Origin of the sequence: Nocardia sp. NPDC051833 (genome assembly GCF_040681225.1) — a bacterium.
In the GTDB taxonomy this organism is placed as follows: Bacteria; Actinomycetota; Actinomycetes; order Mycobacteriales; family Mycobacteriaceae; genus Nocardia.
Genome location: NZ_JBFAYK010000001.1, coordinates 3,343,789 through 3,366,362 on the forward strand (window position 1 = coordinate 3,343,789; position 22,574 = coordinate 3,366,362).

The 22,574-nt window shown below is 71.3% G+C and carries 15 protein-coding genes and 1 pseudogene; 11 read left to right on the forward strand and 5 right to left on the reverse strand.

Features of this window, described 5'->3' with window-relative positions:
* Window positions 1-132: 132 nt before the first annotated feature.
* The 3 genes from AB0L91_RS15275 (at window position 133) to AB0L91_RS15285 (ending at window position 2,523) form a co-directional block, all read left to right on the forward strand.
* On the forward strand, window positions 133-684 hold the full coding sequence (locus AB0L91_RS15275) for a hypothetical protein (RefSeq protein WP_365010311.1): 552 nt from the start codon (window positions 133-135) through the stop codon (window positions 682-684).
* Between the two features lie 80 nt (window positions 685-764).
* Complete coding sequence (locus AB0L91_RS15280) at window positions 765-1,325, forward strand: copper chaperone PCu(A)C (RefSeq protein WP_365010313.1); 561 nt, start codon at window positions 765-767, stop codon at window positions 1,323-1,325.
* Window positions 1,318-2,523: a Dyp-type peroxidase gene (locus AB0L91_RS15285; RefSeq protein ID WP_365010315.1), complete on the forward strand. Its 1,206-nt coding sequence runs from the start codon at window positions 1,318-1,320 to the stop codon at window positions 2,521-2,523. The genes AB0L91_RS15280 and AB0L91_RS15285 overlap by 8 nt, the downstream gene beginning before the upstream one ends.
* A 34-nt stretch (window positions 2,524-2,557) precedes the next feature.
* Here AB0L91_RS15285 and AB0L91_RS15290 read toward each other — a convergent pair whose 3' ends face one another.
* The gene (locus AB0L91_RS15290) at window positions 2,558-3,976 is read right to left on the reverse strand and encodes a 1-acylglycerol-3-phosphate O-acyltransferase (RefSeq protein ID WP_365010318.1); all 1,419 of its coding nucleotides are present in this window, start codon (window positions 3,974-3,976) and stop codon (window positions 2,558-2,560) included.
* Window positions 3,976-6,405, reverse strand: coding sequence for a glycerol-3-phosphate 1-O-acyltransferase (locus AB0L91_RS15295; protein ID WP_365010319.1), 2,430 nt, complete (start codon window positions 6,403-6,405; stop codon window positions 3,976-3,978). The genes AB0L91_RS15290 and AB0L91_RS15295 overlap by 1 nt, the downstream gene beginning before the upstream one ends.
* Window positions 6,406-6,571: 166 nt before the next feature.
* Between AB0L91_RS15295 and AB0L91_RS15300 the strand changes: the two genes are divergently transcribed.
* Window positions 6,572-7,885 (forward strand): salicylate synthase, encoded by a 1,314-nt coding sequence (locus AB0L91_RS15300; RefSeq protein ID WP_365010322.1) that lies wholly within the window; start codon window positions 6,572-6,574, stop codon window positions 7,883-7,885.
* A gap of 51 nt (window positions 7,886-7,936) precedes the next feature.
* Here the strand turns inward: AB0L91_RS15300 and AB0L91_RS15305 are convergent, their stop codons facing one another.
* Complete coding sequence (locus AB0L91_RS15305) at window positions 7,937-9,556, reverse strand: AMP-binding protein (protein ID WP_365010324.1); 1,620 nt, start codon at window positions 9,554-9,556, stop codon at window positions 7,937-7,939.
* 160 nt (window positions 9,557-9,716) lie between these two features.
* On the opposite strand from AB0L91_RS15305, the pseudogene AB0L91_RS15310 reads away from it, so the two are divergent.
* The 4 genes and pseudogenes from AB0L91_RS15310 to AB0L91_RS15325 all read left to right on the forward strand — a co-directional run.
* Window positions 9,717-9,938 (forward strand): annotated as a pseudogene (locus AB0L91_RS15310) (phosphopantetheine-binding protein); the annotation flags it as partial.
* A 276-nt stretch (window positions 9,939-10,214) separates the two neighbouring features.
* The gene (locus AB0L91_RS15315; protein WP_365011311.1) at window positions 10,215-13,676 is read left to right on the forward strand and encodes an amino acid adenylation domain-containing protein; all 3,462 of its coding nucleotides are present in this window, start codon (window positions 10,215-10,217) and stop codon (window positions 13,674-13,676) included.
* Between the two features lie 76 nt (window positions 13,677-13,752).
* Window positions 13,753-14,616 carry an oxidoreductase gene (locus tag AB0L91_RS15320; protein ID WP_365010327.1) on the forward strand — a complete coding sequence of 288 codons (864 nt, stop codon included), beginning with the start codon at window positions 13,753-13,755 and terminating at the stop codon, window positions 14,614-14,616.
* Between the two features lie 94 nt (window positions 14,617-14,710).
* Window positions 14,711-15,181 (forward strand): carboxymuconolactone decarboxylase family protein, encoded by a 471-nt coding sequence (locus tag AB0L91_RS15325; RefSeq protein WP_365010329.1) that lies wholly within the window; start codon window positions 14,711-14,713, stop codon window positions 15,179-15,181.
* A 63-nt stretch (window positions 15,182-15,244) separates the two neighbouring features.
* Here the strand turns inward: AB0L91_RS15325 and AB0L91_RS15330 are convergent, their stop codons facing one another.
* On the reverse strand, window positions 15,245-16,063 hold the full coding sequence (locus tag AB0L91_RS15330) for an NAD(P)H-binding protein (RefSeq protein ID WP_365010331.1): 819 nt from the start codon (window positions 16,061-16,063) through the stop codon (window positions 15,245-15,247).
* A 315-nt stretch (window positions 16,064-16,378) separates the two neighbouring features.
* Here AB0L91_RS15330 and AB0L91_RS15335 point away from each other — a divergent pair, with 315 nt between their 5' ends.
* Window positions 16,379-17,467 (forward strand): 3-deoxy-7-phosphoheptulonate synthase, encoded by a 1,089-nt coding sequence (locus AB0L91_RS15335; RefSeq protein WP_365010333.1) that lies wholly within the window; start codon window positions 16,379-16,381, stop codon window positions 17,465-17,467.
* Window positions 17,468-17,518: 51 nt separating this feature from the next.
* Here AB0L91_RS15335 and AB0L91_RS15340 read toward each other — a convergent pair whose 3' ends face one another.
* Window positions 17,519-18,136, reverse strand: a complete 618-nt coding sequence (locus AB0L91_RS15340) for a LysE family translocator (RefSeq protein ID WP_365010335.1) — start codon at window positions 18,134-18,136, stop codon at window positions 17,519-17,521.
* A gap of 67 nt (window positions 18,137-18,203) precedes the next feature.
* Here AB0L91_RS15340 and AB0L91_RS15345 point away from each other — a divergent pair, with 67 nt between their 5' ends.
* Together AB0L91_RS15345 and AB0L91_RS15350 are read left to right on the forward strand one after the other, a co-directional pair.
* On the forward strand, window positions 18,204-19,208 hold the full coding sequence (locus tag AB0L91_RS15345; RefSeq protein ID WP_365010338.1) for an Rpn family recombination-promoting nuclease/putative transposase: 1,005 nt from the start codon (window positions 18,204-18,206) through the stop codon (window positions 19,206-19,208).
* Window positions 19,209-19,290: 82 nt separating this feature from the next.
* Window positions 19,291-22,260 carry an ATP-dependent helicase C-terminal domain-containing protein gene (locus AB0L91_RS15350; protein ID WP_365010341.1) on the forward strand — a complete coding sequence of 990 codons (2,970 nt, stop codon included), beginning with the start codon at window positions 19,291-19,293 and terminating at the stop codon, window positions 22,258-22,260.
* The last annotated feature ends 314 nt before the right edge of the window (window positions 22,261-22,574 follow it).

Below are 22,574 nucleotides of genomic sequence, written 5' to 3' on the forward strand. Positions count from 1 at the left end.
GGTGAGACAATCATCAAACCTAAACGTTCCTTGAGGTCAAGCCCGCATCCGAATTCTTTTCGCCGGATCGATGAGACGCTGGTCATACGCCCTGCGCCCGGTTACTACGACAGTTGGTCGTAGCATGGCGGGGTGCGTTCACCGACGGATCACACCGCGCGCTTACGCGGCGCTGCGGTGGGTGCCGCGTCGGGTGCGGTCGCCGTCCTCGCGCACGGACTCGGTGGCGCGACCGCTGTTCCCAGCGGATCGTCGGTGACGCTGCTGCTCGCCGCCTGCGCACTGATCGGCGTCGTCACCTCGGCCCTGCCGCGCGGGAACACGCCGCTGGCGACGATGGCGGTGCTCGCTGTCGGCCAGGGCATCGGGCACACCGCGCTCTCGCTGGGACACGCCCAGCATCACCACTCCTTCTCCGCCGCCATGCTGCTCGCCCACCTGGTGGCGATCCCGGTGGGCGCGCTCGCGATCCGCGCCGCCGAGGTCGGGGTGCGCCGGGCGATCACCAGCGTCCGTCGGCTGGTCCGCGTGCTGGATGGGGTGTCGTCCCCGTCCGCGCGGCCGATTCCGCTACCGCGCGCCGACGATCGCGCGGTGCTGCGGCAACTCCTCCTGCGACCCGGAATCGGGCTGCGCGGTCCGCCCGCCGACGGCCACATCACCCTTCACCCCGTTCCGGCGTAGCCGCCGAAATCCGCCGTAGCCGCGGATGATTCGCCGTGCCGGTCCGGGTTCTCACCTCACCCGATGATCGGAGATCATTCGTGTCCGTATTCCCGCGTACCCACCTGCGTTCGCCCCGCGCCGCCCGTCGGCTCGGTGCCGCGACCGCGCTGTCCGTCCTCGCCGTCTTCGCCACCGCCTGCTCGGATTCCGAGCAGGCGCCCGCCACCCCCGCCGCGGCGGGTGACCGGGTCACCATGAGCGATCAGTGGATCAAGGCCGCCGACTCCGGCATGTCCGCCGCCTTCGGCAATCTGCGGAACACCGGTGACGCGCCGGTGACCCTCGTCGCCGCGACCAGCCCCGCCTCGGACCGGGTCGAGATCCACGAGGTGGTCCCGGACAGCACCGGCGCCAAGACCATGCGTCCCAAGGCGGGTGGCATCACCATCCCCGCGCACGGTGAGGTGACGCTGAAGCCCGGCGCCGAGCACCTGATGTTCATGGATCTGAAGCAGCCGCTGCGCACCGGCTCGGAAACCTCGCTGACCCTGACCTTCGCCGACGGCTCGAGCACCGTCGTCACCGCGCAGGTGCGCGACTTCGCCGGCGGCAAGGAGAACTACGCGCCGGGCACCGAGAACTCCTCGCACGGTGGCTGATCCGCATACCAAGCTCTCCCGCCGGCGGTTGCTCGGTGGGGGAGCGGCGGCGGTCGGCGTGGTCGGCGCGGCCGGGATCGGCTGGGGCGCGGCCGGTCTCGCCGAGCGGGAACCCGAACGAGACGACGCGCTCGAGGTCGTCCCGTTCTACGGCGCGCACCAGGCGGGCATCGAGACGACGCCACCCGGTCACGTCGCCTTCGCCGGTTTCGATCTGGCGCCGGGCGTCGGCCGCGAGGACGTCATCGGCCTGCTCCGGATCTGGACCGACGACGCGTCCCGGCTCACCCAGGGCCTGCCCGCGCTCGCCGACACCGAGCCCGAGCTGGCGGTCCGGCCCGCGCGCCTGACGATCACGGTCGGGTTCGGTCCCGAGCTGTTCACCGTCACCGGCCTGACCGACCGTCGGCCGAGCTGGTTGCGACAGCTGCCGCCGTACGCCATCGACCGGCTCGAACCCGCCTACACCGGCGCCGACCTGGTCCTCCAGGTCTGCGCCGAGGAGGCGACGACGGTCGCGCACGCGGTGCGGGTGCTCTCCAAGCACGTGAAGTCGCTGGTGACGGTGCGCTGGGTGCAGCGCGGTTTCCGGGACGCGCCGCGCGGGCAGACCATGCGCAATCTCATGGGCCAGGTCGACGGCACCGTCAACATCGCCCCGCGCACGGTCGACTTCGACCGGCTGGTGTGGGACGACGGCACCTCGGCGCCGTGGCTGGCGGGCGGCACCTCCCTGGTGCTGCGCCGCATCGCCATGGACCTCGACACCTGGGACGAACTCGACGCCGACGGTCGCGAACTGACCGTCGGGCGCCGGGTGGCCGACGGCGCCCCGCTGACCGGCACGTCCGAACACGACGAGCCGGACCTGGCCGCCGTCGACCGCAACGGCATCCCGGTGATCCCGCCGTCGTCGCACGTCGCCAGGGCCAGGCACACCCATGACGGGGAGCGGTTCCTGCGCCGCGGGTACAACTACGACGAGGCGCCCGCCCCGGGGCAGGTGTCGAATTCGGGCCTGCTGTTCGTCGCCTACCAGCGCGATGTCGCCGCCCAGTACCTCCCGGTCCAGGCCCGGCTGGCGGAGTTCGACGCGCTGAACGAATGGACGACCCCGGTCGGCTCGGCGGTCTTCGCCATCCCGCCCGGCGTCCCCGGCCCCGGCCACTACCTGGGCCGGCAGCTGTTCGAGGGCTGAAGCCGAGTCCGGCCGGGCACCCACCCGGCCGGACTCAGCCGGCCTGCGGCCAGTCCAGCAGGGTGTTCTCGAACAGTCGGCGGACCCCTTCGACCTCGTCGTCCATGTCGGCGGGGTCCCAGCCGGAGACGTCGATCGGCGGCAGCACGGCGACGTCGACCAGGCCCGAGCGGGCGATCGGTGAATCGCGCCAGGCGATCTCGCCCGCGTTGCGGATCACCACCGGGATCACCGGGACACCCGCCTGGATGGCGATGTGGAAGGCGCCCTTCTTGAACGGGCCGACGCCCGGGGTGTAGGACCGGGTGCCCTCCGGCGCCACGGCGATGGACAGCCCGTCGCGCAGGGTCGAGACCACCGGCGCCAGCGCGGCCTTGGCGCGTTCGGTGTCGGTGCGGTCGATGAAGGTGACGCCGACGAACCGCATGAGCGGGCCGAAGAGGGGATGGTTGGCGAGTTCCTTCTTGCCGATGCCGGTGACCGCGCCGTCGAGCACCTTGGGCACGATGATCACGTCGAACTGGCTCTGGTGGTTGAACAGGAACACCGCAGGGCGCGGGGAGCGGGCGTGTTCGGCGCCGACGACCCGCAGTTCCACGTCGATCGCCGCGAGGGTCGCGGTGGTGGCGTCGTGCATCAGCCCGTCGGCCATCGATTGCCGCTTGCGGGTGTAGGTCTTGCGCAGCACGCCGACCAGCGCGCCGCCGAGCAGCGCGGCGAATCCGGCGACCGTGCGCAGATAGTCGATGGGCTTGGGCGCGAGCCGGGGACGGAACGTCAGCGCGGGCCAGCCGCGGTCGGTGGCGATCCGCGCGAGTTCGGGGTCCGGGTCGACGACGGTCGGGATCTCGGCCAGGTCGAGCAGGGTCAGGTCGGTGATGCTGTCGGCGTAGGCGTAGCCGATCTCCACCTCGGCGGCGGCGGCGAATTCGGCCACCGCCTCGGCCTTCTCGACCCGCCACAGCGGCGCGCCGTCCGGCTGTCCGGTCACCAGCTCGTCACGCACCGCCAGCTGGGTGCACAGCACGTGGTCGATGCCGAGCCGCTCGGCGGCGGGTTGCACCTGGAAGCGGGTGAGTTCGCTGACCAGCACCACCGTGTGCCCGGCCAGCTGATGGGCGCGCACGAGCTGCCACGCCTCGGGGAACAGCCGACCGTAGATCTCCCGGCGGAAAGCGCTGCGGCCCAACTCTTCCAGCTCGGCTTCCGACATCCCGGCCCAGGTGCGGTCGACGGCTTGCAGGAACCGGCCGAAGTCGCCGTCGCTGCCACCGCGCCGGATACCGCCGAGCAGCGCGGCCCGGCGGGCGTCACCACGGCGCAGCACCCGGCTGGCCAGGCCGCGACGGGGCAGCCCGTCGACGACGGTGCCGCCGAAATCGAAGACGGCGGCCACGCCCGGCCCTTGCGGACCCGTTCTGATCGCGGCGACGGCCTCGGCGAGGGTGCCCATCAGATCGTGGTCCGGTTCGACGGGTCGAGACTGGCCGCGCGCGCGATGCGATCACCGAGATCGCGCAGGCGCTCGGCGAATTCCATTCTGCGCGCGGTCAAGTTGTCCTCGGTGCCCTCGGCGGCGGGACCGATGAGGCCGTGGTTGGCGGCCAGTTTCCAGGCGCTGGTGAACAATTCGGTCGACACCGATTCGGGGCTGTGCAGCCGCTGTTGCAGCAGCATCTGTTTGCCGACGGCCACGCACTCGTCGATGAACTCCTTGCGATCGATCGTCGCGTCGGCCGGGCGCGCGGCCAGTCGTTCGGCCACCACGAGCTGCGCGTCGAAGAACGAGCGCAGCACGCGATGGGCCATCACGAAGCCGGAATCGGTGAGGGCGCCGAGGAATTGGCGATTCAGCCGGTCGTCGGGGGTGTTCTCGTCCCATTCCGGCACGATCAGCCGAACCTCGTCGATGATCTGCTCGGCGAACTCCTGGCGCTCGGGGAAGAAGAACTCGAACTTGAGCAGGTCGCGCAGCGCGAAGGCGGCCTTCCAGGCCGAGCGCAGCGGATCCTCGCCGGGTTCCTCGACGGCGGTGAGCGCGGCCAGCTCGAGGATCGCGCGGTTGACGAACCAGTGCACCGCGCTGTTGCGGTAGAACGCGGCCTCCAGGTGCGCACCGGGTTCGATCGCGTAGACCGGTTCCAGCCCACCGCGATACACGGTGACCACGCCGGCCAGCGCGAGCTGTTCCAGGACGACGCGCAGACCCTGTTCGTCGCGCAGCGTGGACAACTCGCCGCTGGGCAGGCCACGCTGGGCGATGTAGCCGAGCACCGGATCGACCACCGTGCGCACCTGCCCGAGGGTCAGCGCGCGCTCGTGCACGCCGAGCAGGGCCAGGGTGACCAGCGCGTTCACCGTGATCGGGGTGACCGCGTTGATCCCGACGGCGACGTCGAAGGCCAACCGCTGCACCGCTTTGCGCTCGGTCTCGGCCAGCGCCGACTCGTCGGGGACGCTGGTCGCGCCGGTGGTGGTGTCGCGCAGCGGGATGGTCAGCGGACGCTGGTCCATCGGGTCGCCGTGCGCGCCGAGCCGTTCCCGGGCCGAGAGCGGTTCGCCGAACCGCACGTACACCCGACCCGCCGAATGCTGCTGGCTGCGGACGTATCTGGCGAGCCAGGCGATGCCCTCCGGCTTCTTCTTGCCGCCGGACTGCTCGCTCGCGATCGCCCCGAGCTCGTTGAGCCGCTCGTAGGTGATCGACACCGGCACCAGCAGCACGTCCTCGACCCGACGCGAACGCACCGCGGCGGCGAGGTAATTCAGCAGGCCGTATCGCGGCGGGCGCAGCTTGCCGGTGCGGGTGCGCCCGCCCTCGAAGTACCACTCCATGTTGAAGCGCTTGGCCAGCAGATAGGCGAAGTACTCCTCGACGACGGCCTTGTACACCTCGTCGTCGCCGAAACTGCGGCGGATGAACACCGTTCCGGTGCGCCGGGCGATCGGGCCCATCGGCCAGAAGTTCAGGTTCGCGCCGCCGATCACGTGATTGGGCGGGAAGTCGTTGCGCGCCAGCACGTCACCGAGGACGAACGCGTCGACGTAGGACCGGTGCGAGGGCAGGAACACCAGCGGGTACTTGCGGTTGAGCTTGCGCAGCGCGTCCAGGCCGTGCAGATCGGTGTCGACCTTCCAGGTCGAGGCGTGCACCGGCCGCATGGCCTGGGTGAACAGGTCCGAGACCAGCCTGCTCTGCGCGGCGACGAGTTCGCGCAGCGCCTTCTCCGCGTTGCGGTACACCTGGTCGGGCTCGGAGCCGATCTCCTCGGCGATGTAGTCGAGTTTGCGCTGGAACTCGGGGGAGTCGAGGATCTCCTCGGCCACCAGCTGGGGCACCTTGTAGCGGTCGCCGATGACGGTGCGCTCGGCCCGCTCCAGCGCGACGACCGCCGCGCGCACCACCGACCGCGCGAACGGATCGGCCGTCCCCGCGCGCAGCAGGGCGGCGGCCTCGGGGTTGTTGGTGCGCAGTTCGCTGAGCCGGGCGGGCGCGCCGACCAGCACCCGGTGCCGGTCGGGTTCGGTGCGCAGCAGCCTGCGCTGGACCAGCCGATTGGGCTTGCGCGGGTTGGTGAGCATGGCCAGATCGGCGAAGGTGACCCGGCGGACGCCGTCGCGCTCGGGTGGTAGCCACAGCACCCGGACCGGGACGACGAGCGGGTCGTCGTGCCTGCCGACCAGGCGTTTGGTGATCGCCTTCGCGTCGAGGTCGAGCTGGGTCACCGGGGCATCGGAGCCGATGTCGCGGGCCAGGCCGCCCTCGGCGATCCAGTTGCCGATCAGTTCGCGTTCGACGCCGGAGGCCGCGTCGACCAGGGCGACCACCGAGTCCGCCCCGGATCCCGTTCGCGGGCCGCGCCGCCCACCGATGTCGATCATCCCTCCATTCAAGCGGCAGATCCGCCTCGGCGCACCGAACTTGGGCTACCGCGCGTTGCGACGGCCGATCGGGGTGGCCTAGGTTACCCAATACTGGTCTGGCTAACCGACGAGGTAATGCTAACCTAACCCGAGAAAGTTAGGTCAGCATTACCTTGGAGGATCGTTGTCGTCGACGGAGCAGCCCGTACGGGTGGAGTATGTGACCGATCCAGCGGCAGCGATGGCCCGCCTGGCAGCGGCGGACCGTTTCGGTGAGTACGTGATGTACGAGCAGCCCGGGGAATGGGTGTTCGCCGCCGATCCGCTCGGCAGTGTGGAACTAGACGCCGGTGAGCTGCGCACGGTCTGGGGCGGGCAGACCACCGCGCGCGCGTGGACGGGCAGCCCCGCGCAGGTCGTCGACGCCGCGCTGGCCGAGCTGCCGCTCGACGGCCGCAACGCCTTCGGCTGGATCGGGTTCGAGTTCTGCGCCTACTCGCTGGACGCCACCCGCTACCTGAACCAGCGGACCCCCCTCGCGCACCTGATGATCCCGCGGATCGAGGTGCGCATCGACGCCGCGGGCGTGCGGATCAGCGGCGCCACCCCGAACGAGGCCTGCGATATCCACGACCTGATCGCCGCGTCGCAGGGCACCGACCTGCCGGTCGCGTACCCGGTCGACGTGCGCCCCGACCCGACCGACTACCAGGGCCGCGTCGCCGACGCGGTGGCCGAGATCCGTTCCGGCAGCTACCAGAAGGTCATTCTGTCGCGCAAGGTCGCGCTGCCCTTCGCGGTCGACGTCCCCGGTACCTATCGTCTCGGCCGGGCCAACAACACGCCCGCTCGCTCGTTCCTGCTGCGTCTCGGTGGGCTGGAAGCCGCCGGCTTCAGCCCGGAACTGGTGGCCTCGGTCGACGACGATCGCATCGTCACCACCGAGCCGCTGGCGGGCACCCGCGCCTTCGGGCTCGGCGCCGCGGCCGACGACGCGGCCCGCACCGAACTGCTCGCCGATCCGAAGGAGATCGTGGAGCACGCGATCTCGGTGCAGACCTCCTTCGCCGAGATCACCGCGGTGGCCGTGCCCGGCACCCCCGCCGTCTCCGACTTCATGGCGGTGCGTGAGCGCGGCAGCGTGCAGCACCTGGCCTCGACCGTGCGCGGCACCCTCGCCGCCGACCGGACCAGCTGGGACGCGCTCGAGGTGCTGTTCCCGTCGGTGACCGCCTCCGGCATCCCCAAGCGCGAGGGTGTCGACTCCGTCTTCCGCAACGACCACGACCCGCGCGGCCTGTACTCCGGTGCGGTGGTGTGTGTCTCGCCGACCGGTGCGCTCGAGGCCACCCTGGTACTGCGCGCCATCTACCAGACCGGTGCGGGCGCCTGGCTGCGTGCCGGCGCGGGCATCGTCGGGCAGTCGCGGCCGGAGCGCGAGTTCGAGGAGACCTGCGAGAAGCTCGGCAGCGTAGCGCCTTACGTCGTCAAGGCTTGAGACAGCAGAACGGCGGCTCACCTTTCGGTGGGCCGCCGTTCTGCGTTCCGGTCAGCCGTGCAGCGCGCGCAGGGCCTTCTTGTCGATCTTGCCGACCGCGGTGATCGGGAGCGCATCCGCCTGGCGGACCAGGTCGGGCAGCTTGTAGGTGGCCAGGCCGCGCTCGGTGAGGAAGGTCTTGATCTCGCCGAGGCTGGGCAGCTCGCCCGTGACGACCAGGACGACACACGCCTTCTCGCCGAGCGAGGCGTCGGGCAGGCCGACCGCGGCCGCGTGCCGAACGGCGGGGTGGGCGAGCAGGTGCTCCTCGAGCTCGTCGCAGGAGATGTTCTCGCCGCCGCGGTTGATCACGTCCTTGATCCGGCCGCTGACCACCAGGTGCCCGCTGGGCAGCTGCCGCACGAGATCACCGCTGCGGTAGTAGCCGTCGGGGGTGAAGGCGCGCGCGTTGTGCTCGGGCGCGCGGTAGTAGCCGCGCAGCGTGTACGGGCCGCGGGTGAGCAGTTCGCCCTCCTCGCCGGGCGCGACGTCGTCGCCGTCGGCGTCGACGACGCGCAGTTCGTCGGCGGGGGAGAGCGGGCGGCCCTGGGTGGTGTAGACCAGCTCGTCGTCATCGTCGAGGCGGGTGTAGTTGAGCAGGCCCTCGGCCATGCCGAACACCTGCTGGAGACGGCAGTGCAGCGCGGGCTCCACGTCGCGGGCGTTGACCTCGGCCAGGCGCGCGCCGCCGACCTGGAGCAGGCGCAGCGAGCTCAGGTCGGCGTCCTCCCAGTCGACCGCGGCGCTCCACAATTGGGCCAGCGGCGGGACGACGGCGGTGACGGTGACGCCGTGCCGCTCGATCGCGGCGAAGGCCGCCTCCGGGCTCGGGTCGAGGGTGAAGGCGATCGCGCCGCCGGTCGCGACGACACCGAGGATGCCGGGGCAGGCCAGCGGGAAGTTGTGCGCGGCGGGCAGGGTCGCGAGGTAGACGTCGTCGCTGGTGAGTTCGCAGACCGCCGCGCTGGCGGTCGCGTTGTAGGCGTAGTCGTCGTGGGTGCGGGCGATCAGCTTGGGCAGGCCGGTGGTGCCGCCGGAGACCAGCATCAGCGCGATCTCGGACGGGTCGACCACCGGCAGCGACGTGCCGTCGGCCGCGATCGAATCCAGCGCGGTGAACTCGCCAGGATCGCCGGCGACGAGGACGTGGCGCAGGCTCGGGACGGCCGCGCGCACCGTGGCGGCGAGCTCGCGGTAGTCGAAATCGGCCAGGGTGTCGGGGATCAGGTAGGCCACGGCGCCGGAGAGCGCGGCCAGGTGCTCGATCTCGGCGCGGCGGTGCGCGGGCAGCGTCAGCACCGGGATGATGCCCGCCCGCAGCAGGCCGAACAGGGCGGTGGCGAACTCCGGGATGTTCGGCAGCTGGACGACCACCCGGTCGCCGGGGTTGATGCCGAGCGCGAGCAGGCCGTGCGCCATCCGGTCGGCGGCGGCGTCGAGTTCGGCGTAGGTCCGCGCGCCCTCGTCGGTCAGGATCGCGGGGCGGTCCGGCCCGCTGCGGGCGGAGTCGCGCAGGAGGTCACCGAGGGTGCGCCCGGCCCAGTAGCCGTCGGCGCGGTACTGCTGTGCGGCGGCCTCGGGGAAGGGGACGTAGCCCTCGCGATGGTCTGCTGCGGCTGATGTCGACGTCACGTTCTGCCTCGCTGCTCTGGCCGGTAGTGCGGTGGTTCGGCGCCCGCGTCGCAGGCTACCCTTGCATAGGTTAGGCAACCCTATCTCAATGGAGTAGGCTGCCGCCGAGCAGTACCGAAATCCGTCCGGCTCGGACGGCGAGCAAGGAGTGAACCGGCAGATGGACACAGCACCCGCAGGCGTCGTGATCGACCGCGCCGAGATCCGTGCCGCGATCGCCCGCCAGCTCGAGCTCACGCCCGACGACGTCGCCGGCGCCACCGACCTGATCCAGCTCGGCCTGGACTCGATCCGCACCATGAAGCTCGCCGGCGGCTGGCGCAAGCGCGGCATCGCGGTGAACTTCGCGCTGCTGGCGGCCCATCCGACGGTCGACGCCTGGTACGCCTTACTCAACGGCGCCGACCCCGACGAACTCGCGGCCGGTCCCGTCGCGCCACAACCGCTCGCGGAGGGCGGGACGCAGGCCGACGCGAGCGCCGACCTGCCCGCAGGCCCCAGCGACGCGGCCGCATCCGGAGCCGCACGACCCGCCGACGGCAGCCCGGCTGTGCCCGCCGACGGCAGCCTGGTTGTGCCCGACGGCAGCCCGGTTGTGCCCGACGGGGGCTCGGTCGTGCCAGACGGCGGCCCGGCTGTGGCCGACGGCGGCCCGGCCGTGGGCGACGACTTCGGCACGCCCGCAGGCGAATTCGCGATCGTGCCCGACGACGGCACCCCGTTCGCACTGGCCCCGATGCAGCACGCGTACTGGATCGGCCGGTCCGACGCGCAGGAACTCGGCGGTGTCGCCGCGCACCTCTACGTCGAATTCGACGGTGCCGATGTCGATCCCGAGCGCCTGGAGCGGGCCGTCGAGCAGCTGCTGGCGCGGCACCCCATGCTGCGCACCCGATTCCTGCCCGACGGCACCCAGCAGACCCTCGACCGTCCGAGCCGCGCCGTGTACAGCGTCACCGACCTCCGCGAATCCGCCGCCGACGAGGCCGAGCTGCGGCTCGAGGAACTGCGCACCGCGCGCACCCATCAGCGGATGGCCGTGCAGGACGGTCAGGTGATCGATATCGCGCTGACCCGCCTGGTCGACGGCCGCACCCGCCTGCACCTCGATGTCGACATGCTCGCCGCCGACGCGATGAGCTACCGCGTCCTCGTCACCGACCTGGCCCGGCTCTACCACGGCGAGCAGCTGCCGCCCCAGGACTACACCTTCCGGCAGTACCTGGCCGAGCACCCGGCGGGCACCGGCGACGAGCACGCCCGCGACCGCGCCTGGTGGCAGGACCGCCTGTCCGAGCTGCCCGGCTCGCCGGAACTGCCGCAGTCCCAGCACCTCTCGGACCCGAGCCGGACGGTCCGCCTGCACCGCTGGCTGTCCCCGCAGGCCAAGGCTCAGGTCTTCGACGCCGCCCACGCGCGCGGCATCACCCCCGCGATGGCGCTGGCCTCGGTGTTCGCCGAGACCATCGGCGGCTGGTCGGCGCAGCGCCGGTTCCTGCTGAATCTGCCGCTGTTCCACCGGGAACCGGTGCACCCGCAGGTCGACGGCGTCGTCGGCGACTTCACCTCCTCGGTGCTGCTCGAGGTCGACGTCACCGAGCCCGCCACCGTCGCCGACCGGGCCCGCGCCCTCCAGCAGCGGCTGCACGAGGCGGGCGCGCACTCGGCCTACTCGGGTCTGGAAGTACTGCGTGACCTGGGCCGTCACCGTGGTGAGCCGGTACTCGCCCCCATCGTCTACACCAGCGCGCTGAACCTGGGCGAGCTGTTCGCCGACACCGTCACCGACACCTTCGGCGAGCCGGTCTGGATCATCTCCCAGGGCCCGCAGGTGCTGCTCGACGCGCAGATCACCGAGGTCCGCGGCGGCCTGCTGCTCAACTGGGACATCCGCGAATCCGCCTTCCCCGCCGGCATGGTCGAGTCCATGTTCGCCCGCTACATCGACGCGATCGAGCGGCTCGGCGGCCAGAGCACCGAGCTCGGCGGTGCGGAGCCGACGGTCGGGGCGGAGCCCGCAGGCGTCGACCCGGTGACCGGCGCCGCGCACGCCGGGTCGAACGACGGCGCCGCGCAGGGCGGTGACGCATCGTCGACGGCCGGCTTCGCCGGCTCGGCCGAACCGGTGTCGAGCGGCGTCGACGACGCGTCCCCGTTCGAGCAGGGCCGCCGCGCGCGAATCGCGGCGCCGGTTGGCGACGCGGGCTGGCAGGCCGAGGCCGGGGTGCGTATCCCGGTGGAGCAGGCCGCTACTCGGGCCAGGGTCAACGCCACGGCGGGACCGGTCAGCGGCGGTCTGCTGCACACCGGCTTCTTCGCGAACGCGGCGACGAACCCATCCGCACCCGCGGTGCTCTGGGAGCCGACCGGGCAGCTGACCTACGGCGAACTGGCCGCCGACGCACTGGCCGTGGCCGGTGCGCTACGCGAAGCCGGTGTGGCGCCCGGTGATTCGGTCGCCGTGCAGCTGCCGAAGGGTCCGGACCAGGTCGTCGCGGTGCTCGGTGTGCTCGCGGCGGGCGCGGTGTACGTGCCGATCGGCTTCGATCAGCCCGCCGCCCGGCGCGCGGAGATCCTGCGCACCGCCGACGCGGTCGCGGTGCTCACCGTCGGCGGCGCGCTGATTCCCGACGCGCGCGCGATCGATCTGGCCGAGGCCCGCACGCACGCGGAACCGTTGGCGCGTCCCGTCTTCGGTGATCCGGAGAACATCGCCTATGTGCTGTTCACCTCCGGCTCGACCGGCAAGCCCAAGGGCGTCGAGGTGCCGCATCGCGCCGCGATGAACACCATCGACGACCTCAACGAGCGCTTCGGCCTCGGCGCGGACGATCGGGCGCTGGCCCTGTCCGCGCTGGAGTTCGACCTGTCGGTCTACGACATCTTCGGCCTGCTCGCCGTCGGCGGTGCGGTCGTCGCGGTCGACGACACCCAGCGCGCCGACCCGGCCCGCTGGGTCGACCTCATCCGCCGCCATCGGGTGTCGATGCTCAACTGCGTGCCGAGCCTGCTCGACATGCTGCTCACCGCGGCGGCGGGCGAGGCGCTGCCGTCGCTGCGCACGGTGATCCTCGGCGGCGACTGGGTCGACGTGGCGCTGCCCGCGCGCCTGGCCGCCGTCGCGCCGGAGTGCCGGTTCGCCGGTCTCGGCGGCGCCACCGAGACCGCGATCCACTCGACCATCTGCGAGGTCGTCGACGCCGAGGTACCCGCCGAGTGGAGTGCGGTGCCCTACGGCACCCCGCTCCGCAATGTGCGGTGCCGCGTCGTCGGCCCCGCGGGCAACGACTGCCCCGACTGGGTGACCGGTGAGCTGTGGATCGGTGGGGACGGTGTCGCCGCCGGCTACCGCGCCGATCCGGAGCGCACCGCCGACCGGTTCGTCACCCACGAGGGCCTGCGCTGGTACCGCACCGGTGACCTGGCCCGCTATCTGCCCGACGGCGGCCTGGAATTCCTCGGCCGCGCCGATCACCAGGTCAAGATCCGGGGCTACCGGGTGGAGCTGGGTGAGGTGGAGAGCGCCCTGCGCGCGGTTCCCGGCATCCGGCACGCGGTCGCTGCCGTGGTCGGCGCCGCGGCACCGAAGCTGGTCGCCGCGATCGTGGCGACCCCCGACGCCGCCATCGACGTCGACACCGTGCTGGCCGCGACCGCCGAGCTGGTGCCCGCCTACATGGTCCCGACCCGGCTGGAACTGCTCGCCGACCTCCCACTCACCTCCAACGCCAAGCCCGACCGCAAAGCGGTGCGCGCGGTGCTGGAGCGCAACGAGACGGCGGTCGAGTTCGTCGCGCCGCGCACCGAGCTCGAGCGCGCGCTCGCCGCGGTGATCGGCGAGGTGCTGGCGACCGAGCGGATCGGCGTCACCGACGACTTCTTCGCCCTCGGCGGCGACTCGGTGCTCGCCACCACCGCCGTCGCCCGCGTCCGCGAGTGGCTCGACGCCCCCGACACCGTGGTCGCCGACCTGTTCACCGCGCGCGATATCGCCGGACTGGCGGCGCGCATGCTCGAGCGCGAAGCCGCCGCGGGCACCACCGGCAGGCTCGCCGCGGTCGCCACGATGTACCTCGAGGTCGCCGCGATGACCGACGAGGAGATCCTCGCGCAGTCCTGACGACGAGAGCCGGTGCGAACCACGCACCGGCTCTTGCCGATTCGCGCTTTTCGCAGGTCGCAGTAGACTTTCGCCGGTGAGTAAGTGGACTACCGCGAACCTGCCCGACCAGACCGGCCGCACCATCGTCGTCACCGGAGCCAACAGTGGCCTAGGCGCCGCCACCACGCGCGCGCTCGCCGCCGCGGGCGCCCAGGTGATCCTGGCGTGCCGAGATACGGGCAAGGCGGAGCGGGTCGCGGCGAGCCTGCCGGGCGAGACCGAGGTCCGCGAGCTCGACCTGGCGAACCTGAACTCGGTCCGCGCCTTCGCCGACTCGATCGAGCGGGTCGACGTGCTGATCAACAACGCGGGCGTGATGGCGCTGCCGCTGCGCCGCACCGCCGACGGCTTCGAGATGCAGTTCGGCACCAACCACCTCGGCCACTTCGCGCTCACCAACCTGCTGCTGGACCGGATCACCGATCGCGTGGTCACGGTGTCCAGTGGCGCGCACCGCATCGGCCGGATCGACCTGGACGACCCCAACTGGGAGCGCCGCCGCTACGACCGCTGGCTGGCCTACGGCCAGTCCAAGCTGGCCAACCTGATGTTCGCCTACGAATTGCAGCGCAGGCTGGCCGGTGAGGGCGCCGCGGTGGTCTCGGTCGCCGCGCACCCCGGCTACGCCGCCACCGAACTCATGTCGCACACCGAGTCCATCCAGGACGCGGTGATGTGGCTGGGCAACCGCACCCTGGCGCAGAGCGCCGAGCAGGGTGCGCTGCCGACGCTGTACGCCGCCACCGCCGACATCGTGCCCGGCGCGTTCTACGGCCCCGACGGCCTGCTCGGCCTGCGTGGCTACCCGGCCCGCTGCGGCAGTACCGCCGCGTCGAAGAATCGCGCGGTCGCGGCCGAGCTGTGGGAGCTCTCCGAGAAGCTCTGCGGCCTGATCTGATTCATGGTGACCGGCATCACATTCGGTGGTGTCACACCCTGGGTGGCTCCCTCGTCGTCTCTGTAGAACCCCGCAGAACGACGAAGGAGTCATCATGGAACCGCGCTTCAACCTCTACGGCAACCCGGTCGCCACCAGCTTCACCAAGCGCCTGACCATGGCGAGCAAGGTGATCGACGACTCGACGCTGGACAAGGCGACCTACGAGCTGGTCAAGCTGCGTGCCTCGCAGATCAACGGCTGTAGCTACTGCACCGATATGCACTTCAAGGACGCCGTGCACGCGGGTGAGTCCACGACCCGGCTGAACCTGGTCGCCGCCTGGCACGAGGCCACCGTGTTCACCGAGGCCGAGCGGGCCGCCCTCGCGCTGACCGAGGAGGCGACCCGCGTCGCCGACGGCGGGCACGTCTCCGACGACACCTGGGAGCGGGTGCGCAAGCACTTCGACGACGACCAGACCGCCGCGTTGATCGCCGCCATCGCGATGATCAACGCCTGGAACCGGATGAACGCCATCGCCCGCACCCCCGCGGGCGACTACGTGCCGGGTCAGTGGGGCTGAGCGAACCGGGCGCTCGGCCCGGTCGGCTGGCCGGAGCGAATCGGCGCCGGGCGCTCGGCGCGGTCAGCTGACCCGGGCGAACCGGTGTCCGTGTTCGGCCGCCCACTGCGCGAAGGTGCGCGCCGGGCGGCCGAGTACGTTCTCCACCGTCGGATCCACCGTGTACGACTCCGGGCTCGACTCCGCGTACCAGCCGATCACGTAGTCGGCGTCGGCCTGCGAGACGCCGGTGGCGATCAGCCGGTCGACGGCCTGCTGGTGGGTGATCCTGGCGAACTCGATCGGCCTGCCCGCCGCCGCGGCCAGGATCGCGATCCGCTCGTTGGTGCTCAGCGGCGCGGGCCCGGTCAGGTTGTAGGCGCGGCCGTGATGGCCGTCCGCCAGCAGCGCGACCGCGGCGACCGCGCCGATATCGGCCTCGTGGACCACCGCGCTCGGGTGGTCGTAGGGCTCGCGGACCACGCCGTCGGCCAGGATGGTCGCCCGCCAGGTGAGCGCGTTCGACATGAATTCCTGTGGCTCCAGCCGCGTCCATTCCACGCCGGACTCGGCGACGGCCTGCTCGACCGGCCCGACGCCGCCGCCCCACACCACCGTGATGCGGCGCACCCCCGCCGCGACGGCTCGGCCGATCAGCTCCGGCCCGACCTCGGCGAGCCCGGCCGTCACCGTCACGTGCAGCCGATCGACGCCGTGCCAGGCATCGTCGAGCGTCGACGGCACGGTGTGCGTGCCGGTGATCAGTTCCACCTCCGGACCGAGCAGCGCGCGTGCGGCGGCGGCATCGCGGGTGAGCGCCTTGACCTTCTCCCCACGGCCGACGAGTTCGCGGACCACCTGGCGACCGGTGTTGCCGGTCGCGCCCGTAACCAGTGTTGTCACAGTCGATTTCCTTTCCTCGGCTACCGACGCTAAAAGCTCGAGCAAGGTAGAGGTCAAGGGGTTTCGGCCGGAGGATTCGCGGACGCGGGGATGTGATGGTCCACACTCCGGGCAACCAGGCCCCGGCCGTCGACGTTTCACCGGTGGTACAGTCCACGGCATGCAGCGCGCATATTTCTGGTTTAGCGAGCCGGCCCTGGGTGGGCCGGTCTGCGACCCTGCGCGCTGACCTCTTCCACCCCGAGCCGGACACTGACCGGCTCGACGGGTTCGCGAAAGTCCGTGGGTCGGCCTCGAAGAATAGGAAACCCACACATGACCACCGCAGCCGATGTCGACTCGCGGCATTCCGATCTCGATGACCAGCGCACCCTCAGCGTGAGCCCGTTGCGCTCGCCCGCCGAGGTGCGCACCGTCCACCCCATCACCGACGAACTCGCCGACACCGTGCGCGCGGGCCGCAAGGCCACTGTCGACGTGCTCAACGGCGTCGACGACCGCCTCATGGTGATCGTCGGCCCGTGCTCGGTGCACGACCCGGCCGCCGCGCTGGACTACGCGCGCAAGCTGGCCGCCAAGGCCGCCGAGCTGAACGACCGGCTGCACGTGGTGATGCGGGTGTACTTCGAGAAGCCGCGCACCACGCTGGGTTGGAAGGGCCTGATCAACGATCCGCACCTGGACGGTTCGTTCGACGTCAACACCGGCCTCGGCATCGGCCGCAAGGTGCTCGTCGACATCACCGCGCTCGGCCTGCCGGTCGCGTGCGAGTTCCTCGACCCGATCACCCCGCAGTACATCGCCGACCTGGTCTCCTACGGCGCGATCGGTGCCCGCACCGCCGCCAGCCAGGTGCACCGGCAGCTGTCCTCGGCGCTGTCCATGCCGGTCGGCATCAAGAACGGCACCGACGGTGACGTGCAGGTCGCCGTCGACGGTGTGCGCGCCGCCGCGGCCAGCCACGTCTTCCCCGGCACCGATCTCGACGGCCGTTCCGCGCTGATCCGCACCACGGGCAACCCGGACTGCCACGTCATCCTGCGCGGTGGCAGCAACGGCACCAACTATGACGCCGCCTCCGTCGCCGAGGCCAAGCTCCGGCTGGAGAAGTCGTCGCTGGCCCAGCGCGTGGTGGTCGACGCCAGCCACGGCAACAGCAACAAGGACCACAACCGCCAGGTCGACGTCGTCACCGACATCGCCGAGCGGCTCGCCGCCGGTGAGCAGGGCGTGGTCGGCGTGATGCTGGAGTCGTTCCTCGTCGCGGGCCGCCAGGACCTGACCCTCGGCAAGGCCGACGAGCTCACCTACGGCCAGTCCATCACCGACGCGTGCATCGACTGGAACGTCACCGCGGCCCAGCTCGACCGCCTCGCCGCCGCCGTCGAATCCCGTCGCGGCTGAGTGCTTTTCGCTCTGTGGCCCCGGAGAAATCCGGGGCCATAGTGCTTTCCGCTACTGGTTCTGCGTCGCGAGGCGGCCGGCGAGCGCGACGAACGAGGCGCCGAATACCCGGCGCATCCACGTCACCACGACCGGGCGCGCCAGGATGTGCGAGCGCACCGCGGCCGCGGCCGCACCGTAGACGGCGAAGACGACGAACGTCGCCAGCATGAACAGTCCGCTCAGTTCGAGCATGCGCGCCAAGGCGTTCGGTGCCCCGGTCGGCACGAACTGCGGCAGGAACGCGAAGAAGAAGATCGTCAGCTTCGGGTTCAGCACATTGAGCAGAATCGCCGACCCGATCACCTTCCGCGCCGACGGCGCCGGCCCCGCCCCCGCCTCGGGAACCCCCAGCGCCCCCTTGTCGCGGAAGGTGCTCCACGCCATGTACAGCAGATACGCGACACCGAGATACTTCAACGTCTGAAACGCCACCGCGCTGGTGTGCAACACCGCGGCCAACCCGGTCACCGCGGCCACCATGTGCGGAACGATCCCCAGCGTGCACCCGAACGCGGCGACCACACTGGCCCGCACCCCCCGCGCCAGCCCGGCCGCCAGCGTGAACAGCACCCCGGTCCCCGGCGTAGCGACGATGACGAGCGTGGTCAGAACGAACTCGATGCTCATCTCCCGCAGAGTAACCGCCCGACCCACATCGAGAAAGCCCCTTTTCGCGCGAGCGTATGGTGTGCCGGTGACCGGGCGCCGAGACAACCCACACGACAGCTTGTTTCGCGGCATCATGGGCGAGCCGGCCTATGCGGCCTCCGAATTGCGATCGGTGCTCCCCGAACGTCTATCGGCCTGGCTGGACTGGTCGACTCTGCGGAAGGGGCCCGCCGACTATGTCACCGAGGAAATGCGGGTTCGGTTCGGTGACTTGCTGTTCGAGATCGACAGCCGAGATGGTGCGGCGCTGATCTATGTGGCGATGGAGCATCAGAGCAGCAGCGACGAGCTGATGCCGTTTCGGATGCTCGAGTACCTGACGCAGATCTGGGCACGCCATCTGCGCATGACCAAGCCGCGACCGCGACGGCTGCCCGTCATCATTCCGCTGGTTGTGCACATCGGCTCACAGGGAGCCCGATGGTGTCACTCGACGCAGTTCGCCGATCTTTTCGAGCTGCCACCGAGCGTTGCCGACGTGGTGGGTGACTATCTGCCGCGATTCCGGTTCATGCTCGACGACGTCACCGCGCTCGATGCGGCTGAACTGGCGGAGCGTCCGCTGGTCCCGGAGGTGCGCCTGATGCTGAACGTCATGAAGGCTGCCCCGAACAACTCCGGATTGGACAGCGCACTCGCCCAATGGACCGAGGACCTGGCGGAGGTCGCCGATGGTGCGGACGCTTTTCGGGTACTGAATCTGCTGGTTCGCTACATTATGCTGGTCGGTGAGACCGAAGAGACGGCGTTGACGCCGCTGTTCGATGGGTTCGGGCCGGAAGCGAAGGAGGCGCTCGTGACTGCTGCTGATCGGCTTCGTGCCGAGGGGGAGTTGCGTGGGCGTGCCGAAGGTGAGGCTCGGGGAGAGGTTCGGGGCGTCGTCAAGACGTTGTTGAATCAGCTTCAGCTCAAGTTCGGTGCGGTGCCTGCTGCTGTTGTCGAGACCGTTCGTGCTGCTGATCCCGAAGATCTGAATCGGTGGGTTGGGCAGATTCTGACTGCGGACACGATCGAGGAAACGCTCCGCTGATCTTCGGCGCGCTACGGGGTCCGGTGTCGGGCTGTCGGGTGGGTGCTGGACGGCTCGGTGCGGGTCGGCAGACTGGTAGTTGATGAAGCTGCCGGAATTACCCGAGTTGCCGGTGCGGTCCGCACTGGGGGAGATCGTCGAGACGCTGGTCGGGCGTGGGGTTGCGGTGTTGGTCGCACCGCCGGGGACCGGGAAGACGACGCTGGTGCCGTTGGCGTTGGCGGCGGGGACCGAGGGGAAGGTGGTCGTCGCCGAGCCGCGGCGGCTGGCGGCGCGGGCGGCTGCGGCGCGGATGGCGGCGCTGCTCGGGGAGAAGGTGGGGGAGAGCGTTGGGTATTCCGTGCGTGGGGATCGGAAGGTCGGGTCGCGGACGCGGATCGAGGTGGTGACCTCCGGGTTGCTGGTGCGGCGGTTGCAGAGTGATCCCGAGCTGGACGGTGTCGGCACGGTCGTGCTCGACGAATGCCACGAGCGGCACCTGGACGCCGACCTGCTGTTGGCACTGCTGCTCGACGCGCGATCCGGACTCCGGCCTGACCTGCGGGTGCTCGCCACCTCGGCGACGGTCGCGGCCGGACGCCTCGCGGCATTGCTCGGCGCGGGGGACGCCGTGCCCGAGCCGGTCGCATCATCTGCGACGAGTGAAGTGGCTTTGCTCGACTGTGGCCCGGCGACTTCAGAGGTCTGGACTGGAGATGGCTCCGTGGCACCGGGGTCCGCGTCCGATGGTGCGGCGACGGTGGTCGCGCCTGCTGGTGGTGCGGCGGCTCCGGTGGGCGCGCCCGATAGTGGTGCGGTGGTCCCTTCTGTCGCAGCCGATGACGGCCCGGCGACTCCGGCCGTGGTGCCGGGCGATGACTCGGCCCCGCGTGTTCGGCCCGAGACGGATGCGTCCGACCGTGGTGCGGTGGCCCGGGTGAGCACTGAAGGCGGTGGGGCGGCGCCGGTGGTGGAGGTGCGTGGGCGGGCGTATCCGGTGGCGGTCGGCTATGTTCCGGCGCTGGCCCGGGAGCGGGTCGAGGCGCACGTGGCGCGGGTTACCCGGCGGGCGCTGGCCGAGACCGCGGGGGATGTGCTGGTGTTTCTGCCCGGGGTCGGCGAGATCAATCGGACCGCGGGGTTGTTGCGGGATCTCGACGGGGTCGATGTGGTGCCGCTGCACGGGCGGTTGGGTAGCGCGGTGCAGGATGTCGCGTTGCGGCAGGGTGTGCGGCGGCGCGTCGTATTGTCCACGGCCGTAGCTGAATCCAGTCTCACTGTGCCCGGTGTTCGTGCGGTCGTGGACTCCGGCTTGTCGCGGGTGCCCCGCATCGATCATCGGCGTGGCCTGTCCGGTCTTGCAACCGTGCGTGTTTCGGCTGCGGTCGCCGAACAGCGGGCGGGGCGTGCCGGTCGTGAAGCGCCGGGTCACGCCTGGCGGTGCTGGCCCGAATACGAGCATCAGACCCTGCCCGCCTACCCCGAACCCGAGATCCGTACTGCCGAACTCACCCGCCTCGCACTGGAATTGGCGTGCTGGGGCACTCCCGACGGCACCGGCCTCGCCTGGTGGGACGCCCCGCCGGAAGGTGGCCTCGCCGCGGGCCGCGCGGTCCTGCACGCGCTCGGCGCCCTCGACGACGCCGATCGCATCACCGACCGCGGCCGCGCCATGGCCGCCCTCGGCCTGCACCCCCGCCTGGCCCGCGCCCTCCTCGACGGTGCCGCCCACGTCGGCGCCCGCGCGGCCGCCGAGATGGTGGCCCTGATGGACGACGATTCCCTCGCCCCCGGCGTCGACGCGACAGCCGCCCTCCGCGCCCTGCGCGCCGAGCGACCGCCCCGCTGGACCAGAGAGGTCCAACGACTCGTCCGGCTGATCGGCGCACGCGACGTGAGCGCCGGCACCGACGAGAACCGTGAGTCGGCCACCGATGGCTCGCTGGCAGCCGGCCGTGGGCGCCGCGGAGCGGCAACAGCTGGTGGCGGCAGAGGAACTGAAGCCGTCGGTGGTGGGAACGCTGAGTCGGGCACCACTGGGCATGGCGGAGCGCAGGATTCGGGCGATACGCGGCGTGGGGTCGGGAGTTCGGGGTCGGCGGCGGAGTCCGCGGCGCTGCTCATCGCGTTGGCGCATCCGGAGCGGTTGGCTCGGCGGCGGGCGAACGGGGCTTCGTATCTGATGGCGGGCGGGACGGCGGTGACCTTGCCGCCGGGGTCCGGGCTCGCGGCGGCGGAGTGGCTCGCGGTGGCGGTGGCCGATCGGGATCCGGGGCGGGCCGAGGGGCGGATTCGGTTGGCTGCCATCGCCGATGAGGATCTCGCGCGGGCGGCGGCGCCGGGGCTGGTGACGCGGGCCGACGAGGTGCGCTGGGAGTCGGGTGATGTGGTGGCCCGGCGGGTGGAACGGCTCGGGGCGATCGTGCTGTCGGAAAAGGCGCTGCGCGAACCGGATTCGCGGTTGCTGGCGGTGGCGGTGCGCGCGGGTCTGCGTTCGGAAGGGCTCGGGCTCCTGCGCTGGGACGAGGACGCGCGTGGCCTGCGGCAGCGCCTCGACTTCCTGCACCGCACCCTCGGCGCGCCCTGGCCCGCCGTCGACGACGACACGCTCCTCGCGGACCTCGATCTGTGGCTCGGCCCCGAACTCGCGACGGTCCGTCGCCGATCCGACCTGGCCCGTATCGACGCGGGCACCGCGCTGCGCCGACTCCTCCCGTGGCCGGAGGCAGTCCGCCTCGACGAGCTGGCGCCCGAGCGCCTGGAAGTCCCCTCCGGCAGCCGAATCCGCCTCGACTACAGCGCCGACCCGCCGGTCCTCGCGGCGAAGGTCCAGGAGATCTTCGGCTGGACCCAGCCGCCCACGCTCGCCGGTGGCCGCGTACCGATCGTCCTCCACCTGCTGTCCCCGGCGCAGCGCCCGGTCGCCGTCACCGCCGACCTCCCGTCCTTCTGGCAGAACGGCTGGCCCCAGGTCCGCGCCGACCTCCGCGGCCGCTACCCCAAACACGCCTGGCCCGAAGACCCCACCACCGTCACCGCCCACCGAGGCACCGCCCGCAACGCCAACCGCTGACCCCGTCACCGCCCGCCGCCGGTACCGCCGAGCGCAAACGATCCCCATCGAGACGGTCGATCGGCGGGGGGAAGCACCGCCCGCATGGCGAAGCGCTGACCCACCGATGCAAGGCGGTTGATCACTCACGGCATGCTCGCAGCAAGGAAGACGGTTGGTCATCACCGGGTGGAGGCGCCGCCCGCTAGGTGAAGCGCGGCCCTGCTGCGGCGGCGTTGATCACGGGGTCGAGGCGCCGCCCGCTAGGTGTAGCGCTGCCGTGCAGCAGGGCGGCGGTCCCCGGGTGGAGGCACCGCCCGCAAGGCGACGCGCGG

Excerpts from the sequence above, each read along its gene's own strand:
- AB0L91_RS15290 (WP_365010318.1), bottom strand. The coding sequence starts at position 3,976 with ATGGGCACCCTCGCCGAGGCCGTCGCCGCGATCAGAACGGGTCCGCAA.
- AB0L91_RS15295 (WP_365010319.1), bottom strand. The coding sequence starts at position 6,405 with ATGATCGACATCGGTGGGCGGCGCGGCCCGCGAACGGGATCCGGGGCG.
- AB0L91_RS15325 (WP_365010329.1), top strand. The coding sequence starts at position 14,711 with ATGGAACCGCGCTTCAACCTCTACGGCAACCCGGTCGCCACCAGCTTC.
- AB0L91_RS15335 (WP_365010333.1), top strand. The coding sequence starts at position 16,379 with ATGACCACCGCAGCCGATGTCGACTCGCGGCATTCCGATCTCGATGAC.
- AB0L91_RS15340 (WP_365010335.1), bottom strand. The coding sequence starts at position 18,136 with ATGAGCATCGAGTTCGTTCTGACCACGCTCGTCATCGTCGCTACGCCG.
- AB0L91_RS15350 (WP_365010341.1), top strand. The coding sequence starts at position 19,291 with ATGAAGCTGCCGGAATTACCCGAGTTGCCGGTGCGGTCCGCACTGGGG.